15 protein-coding genes are annotated in these 14,019 nt (G+C 63.0%); 10 read left to right on the top strand and 5 right to left on the bottom strand.

Annotated features, from left to right (window positions below):
• Positions 1-162: 162 nt before the first annotated feature.
• Entirely contained in the window at positions 163-618 is a 456-nt protein-coding gene (locus tag B3361_RS11155; protein WP_054905602.1) for an REP-associated tyrosine transposase, read from the bottom strand.
• A gap of 218 nt (positions 619-836) precedes the next feature.
• Here B3361_RS11155 and B3361_RS11150 point away from each other — a divergent pair, with 218 nt between their 5' ends.
• Entirely contained in the window at positions 837-2,780 is a 1,944-nt protein-coding gene (locus B3361_RS11150) for a cytochrome c/FTR1 family iron permease (protein ID WP_054905601.1), read from the top strand.
• Between the two features lie 155 nt (positions 2,781-2,935).
• On the opposite strand, the gene B3361_RS11145 is transcribed toward B3361_RS11150, so the two are convergent.
• Together B3361_RS11145 and B3361_RS11140 are read right to left on the bottom strand one after the other, a co-directional pair.
• A complete protein-coding gene (locus B3361_RS11145; protein WP_286920214.1) occupies positions 2,936-3,181 on the bottom strand; it encodes a TIGR02647 family protein in 246 nt (81 codons plus the stop codon).
• 69 nt (positions 3,182-3,250) lie between these two features.
• Positions 3,251-3,550: a hypothetical protein gene (locus B3361_RS11140; protein WP_054905599.1), complete on the bottom strand. Its 300-nt coding sequence runs from the start codon at positions 3,548-3,550 to the stop codon at positions 3,251-3,253.
• A gap of 149 nt (positions 3,551-3,699) precedes the next feature.
• On the opposite strand from B3361_RS11140, the gene B3361_RS11135 reads away from it, so the two are divergent.
• The gene (locus tag B3361_RS11135) at positions 3,700-4,362 is read left to right on the top strand and encodes a glutathione S-transferase (RefSeq protein ID WP_054905598.1); all 663 of its coding nucleotides are present in this window, start codon (positions 3,700-3,702) and stop codon (positions 4,360-4,362) included.
• 89 nt (positions 4,363-4,451) lie between these two features.
• Here the strand turns inward: B3361_RS11135 and argH are convergent, their stop codons facing one another.
• Positions 4,452-5,846 (bottom strand): argininosuccinate lyase, encoded by a 1,395-nt coding sequence (argH, locus tag B3361_RS11130; protein WP_029887272.1) that lies wholly within the window; start codon positions 5,844-5,846, stop codon positions 4,452-4,454.
• A 296-nt stretch (positions 5,847-6,142) separates the two neighbouring features.
• Here argH and B3361_RS11125 point away from each other — a divergent pair, with 296 nt between their 5' ends.
• From B3361_RS11125 to B3361_RS11095, 7 genes are all read left to right on the top strand, one after another.
• Complete coding sequence (locus B3361_RS11125) at positions 6,143-6,886, top strand: LytR/AlgR family response regulator transcription factor (RefSeq protein ID WP_009682195.1); 744 nt, start codon at positions 6,143-6,145, stop codon at positions 6,884-6,886.
• Between the two features lie 163 nt (positions 6,887-7,049).
• The gene (gene hemC, locus B3361_RS11120; RefSeq protein WP_054905597.1) at positions 7,050-7,991 is read left to right on the top strand and encodes a hydroxymethylbilane synthase; all 942 of its coding nucleotides are present in this window, start codon (positions 7,050-7,052) and stop codon (positions 7,989-7,991) included.
• Positions 7,988-8,755: a uroporphyrinogen-III synthase gene (locus B3361_RS11115; protein WP_054905596.1), complete on the top strand. Its 768-nt coding sequence runs from the start codon at positions 7,988-7,990 to the stop codon at positions 8,753-8,755. Before hemC ends, B3361_RS11115 begins: the two co-directional genes overlap by 4 nt.
• Before the next feature lie 45 nt (positions 8,756-8,800).
• Positions 8,801-9,901 carry a uroporphyrinogen-III C-methyltransferase gene (locus tag B3361_RS11110; RefSeq protein WP_047150044.1) on the top strand — a complete coding sequence of 367 codons (1,101 nt, stop codon included), beginning with the start codon at positions 8,801-8,803 and terminating at the stop codon, positions 9,899-9,901.
• Positions 9,898-11,136 carry a heme biosynthesis HemY N-terminal domain-containing protein gene (locus B3361_RS11105; RefSeq protein ID WP_029887267.1) on the top strand — a complete coding sequence of 413 codons (1,239 nt, stop codon included), beginning with the start codon at positions 9,898-9,900 and terminating at the stop codon, positions 11,134-11,136. Before B3361_RS11110 ends, B3361_RS11105 begins: the two co-directional genes overlap by 4 nt.
• A gap of 221 nt (positions 11,137-11,357) precedes the next feature.
• The gene (locus tag B3361_RS11100) at positions 11,358-11,864 is read left to right on the top strand and encodes a disulfide bond formation protein B (protein WP_054905595.1); all 507 of its coding nucleotides are present in this window, start codon (positions 11,358-11,360) and stop codon (positions 11,862-11,864) included.
• Between the two features lie 230 nt (positions 11,865-12,094).
• Entirely contained in the window at positions 12,095-12,565 is a 471-nt protein-coding gene (locus B3361_RS11095; RefSeq protein WP_054905594.1) for an Rsd/AlgQ family anti-sigma factor, read from the top strand.
• Positions 12,566-12,574: 9 nt separating this feature from the next.
• On the opposite strand, the gene B3361_RS11090 is transcribed toward B3361_RS11095, so the two are convergent.
• Positions 12,575-13,213, bottom strand: coding sequence for an FKBP-type peptidyl-prolyl cis-trans isomerase (locus tag B3361_RS11090; RefSeq protein WP_054881269.1), 639 nt, complete (start codon positions 13,211-13,213; stop codon positions 12,575-12,577).
• A 270-nt stretch (positions 13,214-13,483) separates the two neighbouring features.
• On the opposite strand from B3361_RS11090, the gene B3361_RS11085 reads away from it, so the two are divergent.
• On the top strand, positions 13,484-14,019 hold a 536-nt coding region (locus B3361_RS11085), incomplete at its 3' end, for an AlgP family protein (RefSeq protein ID WP_286920215.1).

Below are 14,019 nucleotides of genomic sequence, written 5' to 3'. Positions count from 1 at the left end.
ATTGGCCCGAAACAACGTAGGAGCGAGCGCAGCTCGCGATTGCGCCGCGCGGGCGGCGCTCGCTCTAACAGGCGCTGCCATACCTTGCGGCAAACACCTGTCAGCCCTAAGGCGATCCCTGTGGGGCTTGCCTGCGATAGGGCCCCCGCAGGCAACATCTGGTCAGAGCCAAATCGCATCCCAATGCGGATAATCCCCAGCCCTCGCAACAAGACCCGCCCGCTTGGGGTTCATGACGACATACCGCGCCACATCCTGCACATCCTCCTCACGCCGCACGGCCCGGTCATGAAACCCCTTCTGCCAGAGCTGGCCGCTTCGCCCTCGATGCCTGTTGATCATCATGGTGCTACGGGACTTCACCCTGCGCATCAGCCGCTTCAGGCTGGCCGGCCCGAGCTCGACCAACCAGTGGAAATGGTCAGGCATCACCACCCAGGCAAGCGATCGGGCGCTACCTTCCTCTTCAGCCTGGCGGAACTCGGCCACCAGCAAGCGGGCTGAGCGAAAGTCATTGAAGATTGGGGCTCTTGCCAGGGTGGTGCTGGTAAGCAAATACAACCGACGGGTTTCCGAAAACCGGCCAAGCCGTAGCTGCTTTGAATGGGGACGATCCATGTTCCCTGCCTCTTGAGTAGTGGCTCAACAGGCTAGTGGGTAGGGGCCTACCCGCGGTGAATCATTTGGTACCCGGTGTTTCCTGTCGCATCGGTGCCTCCTTCATCGCCGGCAAGCCTGCTCCCAGGTACCGTGCCATCCCGCGTGATCTTATTTGTACCAGGATTTTTCATGAAATCCGCCCAGCACCCTTGAGTGAAGCAAAGTGGAAGTGAACAATGTTCTCTTTCGCATTCCCTTCGAGACTGGCCATGAAAACCCGTTCCCGTCCGCTTGCCTGGCTGCCGGCTTTATTGCTCGGCACGGTGCTGGCGCTGTGCAGCGCTGCGGCACAGGCTGAAGCCCCTGCCGAAGCTACCAAGGCCCTGCACCTGCTTGACTACATTGGTGCCGACTACCCGCCAACCGTGAGTGACGGCAAGGTGGTCGACAGCGGCGAATACGACGAGCAGCGCGAGTTCGGCGCGGTACTGGCCGAACTGGTCAAAGGCCTGCCTGCAAATGCCGAGCACGCGGCACTGGAGCAGGGTGTGCACGCGCTGCGCCAGGCCATCGACCAGCGTCTGGACGGCCCAGCGGTATCCAGGCAGGCCCGGCAACTGGGCGCACGCCTTGCGGTGGCTTATGAGGTGAGCCAAGCCCCGATAATCACCCCGGACCCGGCCCGTGGTGCTGCCCTTTACGCACAAAACTGTGCCATCTGCCACGGTGAAAGCGGCGCGGGCGATGGCCCGGCAGGCGTCGGCCTGGAGCCCGCGCCGGCCAACCTGCGCGACGTCGCGCGCCTTGACCAGTTGAGCCTGTTCGACCTCTACAACACCCTTGCCCTGGGCATCGACGGCACCGAGATGCCGTCCTTTGCCGACCAGCTGGACGACCGCCAGCGCTGGGACGTGGCGGCCTACATCGCCAGCTTCACCGCCAAGCCGGAAGCCGGCAAAGGCGACAAAACCTGGAACATCGCCGACCTGGCCCGCCAGACCCCGGCCGAAATCGCCGCCAACGAAGGCACAGCGGCCGTGGAGGCATTCCGGGCCCAGCGTGCCCAGCCGCCGCAGGTCAAGCGTGGCCCTGCGCAATTGCTCGAATACACCGCCAGTACGCTCGACAAAAGCCTGGCCGCTTACCGCGCAGGCGACCGCGACCAGGCCTATGACCTGTCGGTTGCGGCCTATCTTGAGGGCTTCGAGCTAGTAGAAAGCTCGCTGGACAACATTGATACCCAGGCGCGCAAGGCCACTGAAAAGACGCTTATGGCTTACCGCCAATCCTTGCAGGATGGCCTGCCCGTGGGCCAAGTCGAGCAGCGCCTGGGCGAAGCCAAGGTCAAGCTTGAGCAAGCGGCAAAGCTGCTGGGTAGCGACGGCCTGAGCTGGTCGCTGAGTTATGTCTCAGGCCTGCTGATTCTGTTGCGTGAAGGCCTTGAGGCGATTCTGGTGCTGGCGGCGATCCTGGCGTTCCTGCGCAACACCGGCCAGCAGTCAGCGGTACGCAGTGTCAACATTGGCTGGGGCCTGGCGCTGGTCGCCGGCTTCGCTACCTGGGCGCTGGCCGCCTATGTGATCGATGTCGGTGGTGCCCAGCGTGAGTTGCTGGAGGGCTGCACGGCGCTGTTTGCGGCCGTGATGGTGCTGTGGCTTGGGGTATGGATGCACGACCGACGCCACGCCGCTGCGTGGACGGACTACATCAAGAACAGCCTGGTCAGTGGTGGCGGGCGCTTTGGCTTCGCGGTGCTGGCGTTCTTCTCGGTGTACCGCGAGTTGTTCGAAGTGATCCTGTTCTATGAAACCTTGTGGCTGCAGGCGGGCCCTGCCGGGCACCAGGCGGTGCTGGCAGGCGGCGCCACGGCGCTGGTGCTGCTGGTGGGCCTGGCTTGGGTGATATTGCGCGGTTCGGCCAAGCTGCCCCTGACGCTGTTCTTCAGCATCAATGCGGCACTGCTGTGCACGTTGTCAGTGGTGTTCGCCGGGCACGGCGTGAAGGCGCTGCAAGAAGCTGGGGTGCTGGGCACGCGCCCGGTAGCGTTCTTCGAGTTTGACTGGTTGGGGATTCATCCCGACGTCTACTCGCTGTCGGCGCAGGCGGTGGCGTTGCTGGCGATCATCTTGCTGTACGGGCGCTCGCGCCTGGCAGAGAAGCGCAGGGCAACTGCTAACTAAAACCTTGCGCCGTCCCCCTGTAGGAGCGGCCTTGTGTCGCGATCGGGCCGCAAAGCGGCCCCAGGATTTCGGCAGCGCTGCACAAATTGTCGGGGCCGCTCTGCGGCCCGACCGCGACACAAGGCCGCTCCTACACACTTGACCGCGAAGGGCACTCAGACCGGCTGTGGCGCCTTGAGAATGTTCTGCAACAGCTGCACACTTTCAACCGCGTCGTGACCCAGGCTGGTCAGGTAGCCGCCATCCGGTTGATCGGTCAGCCCCTTTTCATGCAGGCGCTGCGCAGCGGCGATCAGGGAGGGGGATGCAGTGCTGGTTATCTTGATGCCTTCCTGGCTGCTGTCGTGCTTGAACAGCGCGAGTACTTCCATTTCATCGATAAGATCGGGGGTAAAAGGCATGGTAACTCCTGACTTCCAGACGAGGATTACGGCACTTTCTACGGTGCCTGATCTTCGAGTGTAGCCGGGTTATTCGTCCTCGCCTTGATCCATCTCAGGTGGCAGCTCGGGCAGCGCACGCAGGGCGTTTTCGTACCACTCGCCGTTGAACGCGCGGTCTTCTGCCAGCATGTTGTCAATCTCGTAGGCCAGCACATGGGCCATCACGTTGAGAATGTCTTCACGTTTCCAACCAACCAGCGTCAGCTTGTTGAAAGTGGCCTTGGCCGCCGGCGGCTCGCCGCTTTCGATCTGGTTTTCGATGGCTTGGGTCAGCGTTGCCTCGGCGAAGGCTTCGTCGTCATTGTCGATGTCGGTGGGCTCGCTCATTGGCGGTACTCCTGTGGTGGGATGCACAGTGTGCCACGCCTGTAGCGGCAATGCCCGGGCATTGACGAGGCGCATGACGCTGGTCAGGAACAGGCTTACGGTCTATAAAAGCCGAGCCAAACCCCTTACGGCCCGGAGGCTGTTACCTCATGCTCAAGCTTCATGGATTCTCGGTCAGCAACTACTACAACATGGTCAAGCTGGCGCTGCTGGAAAAAGGCCTGCCTTTCGAAGAGGTCACCTTCTACGGCGGCCAGGCGCCAAAGGCGCTGGAAGTGAGCCCGCGGGGCAAGGTGCCGGTGCTGGAAACCGAACACGGCTTTATCAGCGAAACCAGCGTGATCCTCGACTACATCGAGCAGACTCAGGGCGGCAAGGCGCTGCTGCCGGCCGACCCGTTCCAGCAGGCCAAGGTTCGCGAGTTGCTCAAGGAAATTGAACTGTACATCGAGCTGCCAGCCCGTACCTGCTACGCCGAGTCCTTCTTTGGCATGGCGGTAGAGCCACTGGTCAAGGATAAGGCACGTACCGACCTGCTGGCCGGCTTCGCCACGCTCAAGCGTAACGGGCGCTTTGCGCCGTATGTAGCGGGTGAGCAACTGACGCTGGCAGACCTGATGTTCTGCTTCTCGGTCGATCTGGCTTATGCGGTGGGTAAGAAGGTGCTGAACGTCGACCTGCTGGCGGACTTTCCGCAAGCCAAGGCGTTGCTCCAGCTGATGGGTGAGAACCCGCACATGGCGCGGATCGTGGCAGACAAGGAGGCAGCGATGCCGGCCTTCATGGAGATGATTCGCAGCGGTAAGCGCTGAGCCTGCTGTTGAGCCCTTCGTGGGCACGCCCGCTCCTACTGTGGGAGCGGGCGTGCCCACGAACGAGGGCGAAGCCCTCGCCTTGGGGCTTAGCGAGACGCCAACAGGGCTTTGCCACGAACAACGGCAGCCCGCACCTGCGCCGGCGCCGTACCACCAATATGGTCACGCGCATTCACCGACCCTTCCAAGGTCAGTACGGCAAACACATCCTGCTCGATCTGGTCGCTGAACTGGCGCAGTTCGTCCAGGCTCATCTCGGCCAGGTCCTTGCCGGTATCCACCCCATACTTCACCGCATGGCCAACGATTTCGTGGCAGTCGCGGAACGGCAGGCCACGGCGTACCAGGTAGTCGGCCAGGTCGGTTGCCGTGGAGAAGCCACGCAGCGCCGCTTCACGCATGATGGCGTGCTTGGGCTTGATCGCCGGGATCATGTCGGCAAAGGCACGCAGCGAGTCGCGCAGGGTATCGGCAGCGTCGAACAGCGGCTCCTTGTCTTCCTGGTTGTCCTTGTTGTAGGCCAGCGGCTGGCCTTTCATCAGGGTCAGCAGGCCGGTCAAGGCGCCGAACACGCGGCCGGTCTTGCCACGTACCAGCTCTGGCACGTCGGGGTTCTTTTTCTGCGGCATGATCGAGCTGCCGGTGCAGAAGCGGTCCGGCAGGTCGATGAACTGGAACTGCGCGCTGGTCCACAGCACCAGCTCTTCGGAGAAGCGCGAGAGGTGCATCATCGCCACGCTGGCTGCAGCGCAGAATTCGATGGCGAAGTCACGGTCCGAAACGCCGTCCAGCGAGTTGCCGCCCACGGCCTCGAAGCCCAGCAGCTTGCAGGTCAGTTCGCGGTCGATCGGGTAGGTGGTACCGGCCAGTGCGGCGCTGCCCAGCGGCATGCGGTTGGTGCGCTTGCGGCAATCGACCAGGCGCTCGTAGTCGCGGCTGAGCATTTCGAACCAGGCCAGCAGGTGGTGGCCGAAGGTGACCGGCTGCGCGGTCTGCAGGTGGGTGAAGCCCGGCATGATGGTTTCGGCTTCGCGCTCGGCCTGCTCCAGCAGGCCCTGCTGCAGGCGGGTGATTTCGGCCAGGATAAGGTCGATTTCATCGCGCAGCCACAAGCGGATATCGGTTGCCACCTGGTCGTTGCGGCTACGGCCGGTGTGCAGCTTCTTGCCGGTGATGCCAATGCGGTCGGTCAGGCGTGCCTCGATGTTCATGTGCACGTCTTCAAGGTCGACGCGCCAGTCGAAGTTGCCGGCCTCGATCTCGGCCTGGATGGTTTTCAAACCATCGATGATGGTGTCGCGCTCGGCATCGCTGAGCACGCCGACTTGCGCCAGCATGGTGGCATGGGCGATCGAACCCATGATGTCGTGGCGGTACAGGCGCTTGTCGAAATCGACCGAGGCGGTGAAGCGGGCGACGAAGGCGTCGACGGGCTCACTGAAGCGGCCGCCCCAGGACTGATTGGTCTTGTCGGTGCTCATGGATTCACTCATTGCAGGCGTGAACGAAAAAGTGGCGCCGATAATAACAGGGTTGGGACGGCTGCCGCAGGGCGCCGGTCGACAGAAATGCCCGGAAAATGGCAGTGAATCATTTGAAGGAATGAACGGCAGTGTTCCACGGACCGTCTACAGTTGGACAGAAGACTGGCAGTGAATCTGCCGTCCGAGTGAATCTTTGGCCATCGCACCGGTCTAGAGCGTGACCGCAGTGTCGCTCGAACCACACCTGTCTACGCTATACCTGTGCGAGACTCATTCAGGAATCCAGCGCAATTATGAATGTCCTGATCGTTGATGACGAACCCCAAGGCCGTGACCGCCTTAGCCGGCTGCTCGGCGAACTGGAGGGTTACACCGTGTTGGAGCCCAGCGCTACCAACGGGGAAGAGGCCCTGACCCTGATCGACAGCCTCAAGCCCGACGTGGTGCTGCTGGACATCGCCATGCCAGGCCTGGACGGCTTGCAGGTCGCGGCCCGCCTGTGCGAGCGCGAGGCGCCGCCAGCGGTGGTGTTTTGCACCGGGGATGACCAATACAGTGCCGAGGCATTCAAGGACAGTACCCTCAGCCATGTCGCCAAACCTGTTCACCCTCAGGCCCTGCGGGATGCACTGCGCAAGGCCGATAAACCCAACCGGGCGCAACTGGCGGCACTGACGCGGCCGGCCAATGAAGGCGGTGGCCCGCGCAGTCATATCAGCGCCCGCACCCGCAAAGGTATCGAGCTGATTCCGTTGGACCAGGTGGTCTACTTCATTGCCGACCACAAGTACGTGACCTTGCGCCACGACGGTGGGGAAGTACTGCTCGACGAGCCGCTCAAGGCGCTGGAAGACGAGTTTGGCGACCGCTTTGTACGTATTCACCGCAATGCCTTGGTTGCCCGGGAACGCATCGAACGCCTTCAGCGCACGCCCCTGGGCCACTTCCAACTGTTCCTCAAAGGCCTGAACGGCGATGCCCTTACCGTAAGCCGGCGTCATGTGGCCGGTGTGCGCAAGATGATGCAGGCCCTCTGAACCGGTGCCCGCATGGCAAGGGCTGGGCCCTTGCTGGCCGGCAGGTCGGCCCCACCGTCAGGGTGCAGGGCAGCCCTGAAGGGGCCCTTAGCTGATCCACATCTGCTAGCGATCCTTGCGATGCTGTTATGATCCACGGCATTTCTCTGGATCGGGGCGTTTCATGTCCACTCGCGAAATCCGCATTGCCACCCGTAAAAGCGCCTTGGCCCTGTGGCAGGCCGAATACGTCAAAGCCCGCCTCGAGCAGGCCCACCCTGAGCTGCGGGTGACCCTGGTGCCCATGGTCAGCCGCGGGGACAAGCTGCTCGACGCGCCGCTGGCAAAAATCGGTGGCAAGGGGTTGTTCGTCAAGGAGCTGGAAACCGCCCTGCTGGACAACGAAGCCGACATCGCCGTGCATTCGATGAAGGATGTGCCCATGGACTTCCCCGAGGGGCTGGGCCTGTACTGCATCTGCGAGCGGGAAGACCCGCGTGACGCCTTTGTCTCCAACCATTTTGCCAGCCTTGAAGCGTTGCCTGCCGGCAGCGTGGTCGGCACCTCCAGCCTGCGCCGCCAGGCCCAACTGCTGGCGCGTCGCCCCGACCTGCAGATCCGCTTCCTGCGCGGCAACGTCAACACTCGCCTGGCCAAGCTCGACGCCGGCGAATACGACGCCATCATCCTCGCGGCCGCCGGCCTTATCCGCCTCGGTTTCGAAGACCGTATCACCGCCACCATCAGTGTCGACGACAGCCTGCCTGCCGGTGGCCAGGGGGCGGTAGGCATCGAGTGCCGTAGCGCCGACCAAGCGATCCATGCCTTGCTGGCGCCGCTGCACCACCGTGACACGGCTGACCGGGTGGTGGCCGAACGTGCCATGAACAAACGCCTGAACGGCGGTTGTCAGGTGCCGATCGCTTGCTACGCGGTGCTGGAAGGCGACCAACTGTGGTTGCGCGGCCTGGTCGGCCAACCGAGTGGCGGCACCCTGCTGGTGGCCGATGCCCGGGCCCCCCGTGCAACTGCCGAGGCCCTTGGTGTAGAGGTCGCCGAACATCTGCTGGGGCAGGGTGCGGAGGCCATCCTCAAAGAGGTCTATGGCGAGGCCGGCCACCCGTGAGCCAATGGCGCCTGTTGCTGACCCGGCCTGCCGAGGACTGTGCGGCGCTGGCGCAAAGCCTGGCGGCAGCGGGGGTGGCCAGCCACTGCCTGCCGTTGCTGGAGATCGAACCCGTGCAAATCCAGGCTGGGCAGCGCGCGTTGCTGCAGGGCCTTGGTGGCTACCAGGCGATCATCGTGGTCAGCAAGCCAGCTGCACGGCTGTTGCTGGAACAGTTGGCCAACGCCAGCCTGCAGCCGCCCGTTCAAGGCTGGTTCACCGTAGGCGAGGCCACTGCCGCAGTGTTGCAGCAGGCGGGTCTGAGGGTGAGTTGCCCGCCGCGTGGCGACGACAGCGAAGCACTGCTGATGCTGCCGGCACTGCGCCAGGCGGTTGCCGTGCCAGCAGCGCGAGTATTGATCGTTCGCGGCGTTGGAGGTCGCGAACTGCTGGCAGAGCGTCTTGCAGAGCAAGGTGCTAGTGTCGATTATCTGGAACTGTATCGTCGCTGCCTGCCGGTTTACCCCACAGGCACGCTGATGCGCCGCATCGAAGCGGAACGCCTCAATGGCCTGGTGGTCAGCAGTGGGCAGGGTTTGGAACATTTGCAGCAACTGGCTGGCGCAGATTGGCCACAGCTGGCCCGGTTGCCGTTGTTCGTGCCGAGCCCGCGGGTAGCCGGGCAGGCCAGGGCCGCTGGGGCCCAACAGGTTGTGGATTGCCGTGGCGCCAGTGCCGCGGCCTTGCTGGCAGCTGTGCAGTCTTGCACTGCACCTGCCTCTTAAGGCGCTAAGCTGAACGCGATGCGCCCCCATGCAAAGGATGGATACGTGAGCGAGACTGTCTTGTCCAATAACGATCAGCCGTCGGCGCAAACGCCGGCGGATCCCGTTACCACCCCGCCTGCCAAGCGCTCCGGCAATGGCCTTGCTGCGCTGGCCTTGCTGCTCGGCGCGGCCGGGGTGGCGGTAGGTGGCTGGGGTGCCTGGCAGGTGCGTCAACTGCAAGGCAGCGAGTTCGACCAGGGCCAGCACATCGAGGCGCTTAACCAGCGCGCCGAGGCCTTGCAACAGCGTGAGCAGCAGATCAGTGCGCAACTGGCCAGCCTGCCAGCCGCCAGCGAACTGGAAGACCGCCGGCGACTGGTAGCGCAATTGCAGGGCGACCAGCAGCGCCTCAGTCAGCGCCTGGAAACCGTGCTCGGCGAAAGCCGCAAGGAGTGGCGCCTGGCAGAAGCCGAGCACCTGCTGCGCCTTGCTACCCTGCGCCTGTCGGCCTTGCAGGACATCACCAGCGCCAAGGCCCTGGTCGAAGGTGCCGACGAGATCCTGCGCGAGCAGAGCGACCCAGGTGCCTTTGCCGCTCGCGAGCAACTGAACCGCAGCCTGGCCACGCTCAACAGCACCCAGCAACCAGACCGCACGGGCCTGTTCCTGAAGCTGGCTGCGCAGCGTGACTTGGTCCAGCAACTGAGCGCGCAGTCGCCGGAGTTCGACAGCAATGCCGATGCCCTCGGCGCCTTGACCGCCGATGGCGACGGTGTCAGCCGCCTGTCGCAGTGGTGGGCGGAAATCTCCAAGTATTTCCAGGTTGACTTCAATGCCGACGAAAACGTGCGCCCATTGCTGGCCGGGCAGCAACTCAACCAGTTGCGCCTGGCATTGAGCCTGACCATCGAGCAGGCCCAGTGGGCGGCGCTCAATGGCGACGCGAAGGTCTATACCCAGGCGCTGGATGATGCCCGCAGCGTGCTGCTGGCCAACTTCAATGCCGACAACCCGCAAAGCAAGGCCATGCTCGACAGCCTGAATGCCTTGGCCGAGCAGCCAGTGTCGGTGGTCACCCCTGACCTCAGCGAAAGCCTGGCAGCCGTGCAGGCCTACATTCAGCGCCGCCATCTGCCGGCCGAGGCCGAGGGGGGCAAGCCATGAAGCGAGTCTACCTGCTGGCCGTACTGGCCATCGTGGTCGCTGCTGCGCTGGGTGTCGCCGTCGCCAAGCACAGCGGTTACGTACTGGTTTCCTACGGTGGTTTCCGTTATCAATCGGGGCTGTGGGCGGCGCTGGGTGGGCTGCTGGCGGTCGTTCTGGTGTTGTGGTTGCTGCGCTACCTGGTGGGGCTGTTGCTGACCTCCAGCGGCGTGGTCAACCCTTGGTCGCGGCGCAACCGCCGCCGGCGTATTCGCCTGGCAATCGAACAGGGCCAGCTGGACCTGGCCGAGGGTCGCTGGGCCAGCGCCCAGCGCCATTTGCACCGTGCCGCGGAGGCCGAGCGCCACCCCCTGCTGTACTACCTCGGTGCAGCGCGTGCCGCCAACGAGCAAGGTCGCAGCCAAGACAGCGACAACTTGCTGGAGCGTGCCCTGGAGCGCCAGCCACAGGCAGAACTGGCCATTGCCCTGACCCATGCCCAACTGCAGATGGACCGGGGTGAAAGCGATGGCGCGCTGGAGACCTTGCTGGCCATGCAGGAGCGCCACCCGCACAACAGCCAGGTCCTGCGGCTGTTGCAGCGCCTGTACCTGGAGCGCGGTGACTGGTCCGCCTTGATTCGCCTGTTGCCCGACCTGCGCAAGGGCAAGGTTCTACCGGCCGCCGAGCTTGCTGCCCTCGAGCAGCGCGCCTGGGGCCAGAACCTGAGCCTGGCCACAACCCGTGGCGAGGACGCGCAAAGTGCACGGCAGGCCCTGGAGCGCGCCTGGCAGCAACTGACTGCCGCCCAGCGTCAGGAGCCGCAACTCGTGCTGGCCTACGCTGAACAGCTACGCCAGGTAGGTGCCGAGAGTGATGCCGAACAGGCATTGCGCACGGCTCTCAAGCGGAACTACGAAAGCCATCTGGCTCGCCTGTATGGCCTGGTGCGTGGCGATGACCCGGTACGCCAGTTGCAAACCGCCGAAGGCTGGCTCAAAGACCACCCGCAAGATGCCAGCCTGTTGCTCACCCTTGGCCGCCTCAGCCTGCAGAACCGTCTGTGGGGCAAGGCACGCGATTACCTCGAAAGCAGCCTGCGCATGGAGCGCAACCCCGAGGCTTGCGCCGAACTGGCGCGCCTGCTCGCCGGCCTGGGTGAGACGGAGCGCAGCAACCAACTGTTCCAGGAGGGCCTTGGCCTGCTCGACGAACGCCTGCTGGCGTTGCCGCTGCCAGAAGGCGTACGCGCCTGACCTACCGCAAAGCCCGCGGCAAGGCGCGGGCTTTGGGGGCTGGTGATTTATCTTCCGTTGCATGCTGAATATGCATTCCCAGTCCTCAGTCGCCTCCTATCGAATAGACGGAAATTTCTTACGCGTTTCAGCGACTTGTCGTTGCTGTAGCGCCTTGAAACAAAGCCCGTCTTTCCTCTACCGTTCCAGGCCACACTCTCATCCCGGGACCTTCACCACCCATGCTGCTGGCCCGTTTGCGCACCTTGTTTCTTCCTGCTTGCCTGGCCGCACTGGCGGTGCTGGCTGCGTCCTTTCAGTTGGATAACATGCTTGGGCTGGTGCCATGCCCGTTGCGCTTGAGCCAGCGGTTGCTGCTAGCCCTGTATGCCCTGCTGAGCCTGGCGAGCGTGCTGCAGGCACCGCGTGCACGTGGCCTGCGGCGTTACGCATGGGCGACGTTGGCCTGCTCACTGGGCGGGGCGGCCCTGGCCGCGCGGCAGGTCTGGCTGCAGGGTGCTGAAAGGGTTGTAGATGCATGCCCGCTGCCGATCGGGCGTGTGTTCGAGCAGGGTTGGGTGGAGGCGGCCCGGCAACTGCTATTCGGCGGCCCGGAGTGCAGCGCGCTGAGCTGGAGTTTTCTCGACCTGACCGTTCCCGAGTGGAGCCTGTTGGCTTTCCTGCTGCTGGCGGCGCTGCCCGCGAGCTGCCTGCTGGCGTATCGTTTCCGCACCCTGGCAGGCGCTTGACCTGGCGCAAGGTTGGGTCATCAGAATGACCAATGGCCATGTAACACGGTATTAAACACTTGTATGAAGTTTGTCCACTGCGTACCTTGAAGGGCAACACGTGCGGGAATAATCTCGCAGCACGGATACTCAAAACACAACTGCTCGATGCCGTCCTGCTGATATCACCTTTGTGCGCGCCTTCGCAGCGCGAGGTGCAGCGGCATCTACCCAGAAGGGAAGAGATCGCCATGCTCGATAGTTGTCAGAACGCTCAGGAACGCTGGGGTGGGGTTCACGAACTTATTGATCGTTGGCTTAAGGCGCGCGAGGAGTTGGTGCATTCTTTCCGCGCGTTGCGCGCCCAAGAGCTGGCCTTCGCCGACAAGGATACGAACGGGGATTTCTGTGGTCTGCTCGTGGACTACTGTTCGGCGTGGCACTTCGAGGTCTGCGAGCAGCTGGTCAGGGAAGCCAAGGCTTTCGGTGACGAGAAGGCACTGAAGCTGGCCGAAGAGATCAACCCACGCATCAATGACATCACGCAGATCGCGTTGGCTTTCAACGACCATTGTGCGAAAGCTGAGTGCAAGGACACAGAGCGCTTTGCCGAAAAACTGGGCAAGCTCGGTGGCTTGCTGCATGAGCGCTTCGAACTGGAAGACTGCCTGATCGAAGTGCTGCACAACGCGCACAAGGAAGAGGGCGCGGTACAGGCCTGATGGTTGGCGTCAGTCGCCAACCCCCAGCAGTTCGATCTCGAATACCAAGGGGGTATAGGGTGGAATCAAGTCGCCTGCGCCCTCGGCCCCATAGGCTTGTGCGGATGGAATGACAAGGCGCCACTTGGCGCCGACGTGCATCTGCGGCAACGCTACCTGCCACCCCTCGATCACCGAACCCAGGCTGAACCACTGTGGCGTCTGGTTCTGGTCGAATACCGAGCCGTCCGGCAACCTGCCTACGTAGCGCACCTGCACTTTGCCACCGGCTTTCGGCTGCGCGCCACTTCCTGCCTGCAGCTCGTTGTAAAGCACGCCCTCTGGCAACTCATGCACGCCAAAACGCCCCCGCTCATTGGCCATGAAGCGTTTTTCCGCCGCTTGCTGCTTTTGCGCCTGGTCATCGCTTTCCTGTGCATCATGCTGCTGCAGCACGGCCTGCATGCGTGCCTTGTCGAGCTTCAGCGGCTGCCCTTGGTAGGCCTGGCGCAAGCCATCGACCAAGGCATCCAGTTGCAGGCCCGGCATGTCCTGGCGCAGCCGCTCGCCCAGGCTGGCCCCAAGGCTGTAGGCGAGATCGCGTTCATCACTGTCGGCCAGGGCGAGGGGCGCCAGCAGGCATAAACCTAAAACAAGAAATCGAGGCATGGTCAGTTCCTGCGCCAATGAGCGTGGAAGTATGCCAGTGTTGAATAGGTGTATTGGCTTTTTCGCGGCTTTGCGTGGGCGCGGCTTTGAGTCGCAACAGGGCAGCGGCGCGGCAAGGCTTTGTCCAGCATCTACACTTACCCGCAGCTGCAAGCTTACAACGTTGCCCAGGCATGCAACGCGGCGTAACTATTACGGTCAACATGCCCTAGCGGCGGTAGCAGCAGAAGCATAGTATGAGCCGCACTCTCGTCAGCCAGGAGGTAAACCATGTCGGCCAAAAAGAAGCCAGTAAGTACGCCGTTACACCTGCTCCAGCAACTTTCGGGTAGCTTGCTCGAACATTTGGAAGAAGCCTGCTCGCAAGCGCTGGCTGATGCGGAAAAACTGCTGGCAAAGTTGGAAAAGCAGCGTGGCAAAGCGCAGGAAAAACTGCACAACGCTCGCTTGAAACTGCAAGGTGCAGCCAAGGCCGGTAAAGCCAAGGCACAGACCAAAGCGCAAAAAGCCAGCGCTGAACTTGAAGAACTGCTGGACTCCCTCAAGGAGCGTCAAACCCAGACGCGCGCCTACATTCAGCAACTCAAGCGCGATGCCCAAGACAGCATCAAGTTGGCCCAAGGTGTAGGCAAAGTGCGTGAAGCCGCGACCAAGGCCCTTGACCAGCGTGCAGCCAAAACGGCCAAGCCAGCTGTTGCCAAACCGGCGACCAAGCCAGCCGGTCGAGCCACTACCGCAGCCAAGCCAGCAGCTAAAGCCACCGCCGCCGCAAAACCTGCGCCCAAGCCAGCCGCCAAGGCCACTGC

Origin of the sequence: Pseudomonas sp. UBA6699 (assembly GCF_002454615.1) — a bacterium.
Lineage (GTDB): Bacteria > Pseudomonadota > Gammaproteobacteria > Pseudomonadales > Pseudomonadaceae > Aquipseudomonas > Aquipseudomonas juntendi.
The sequence above is the reverse complement of the archived record's forward strand: the minus strand, read 5'-3'. Positions and strand labels throughout refer to the sequence as shown.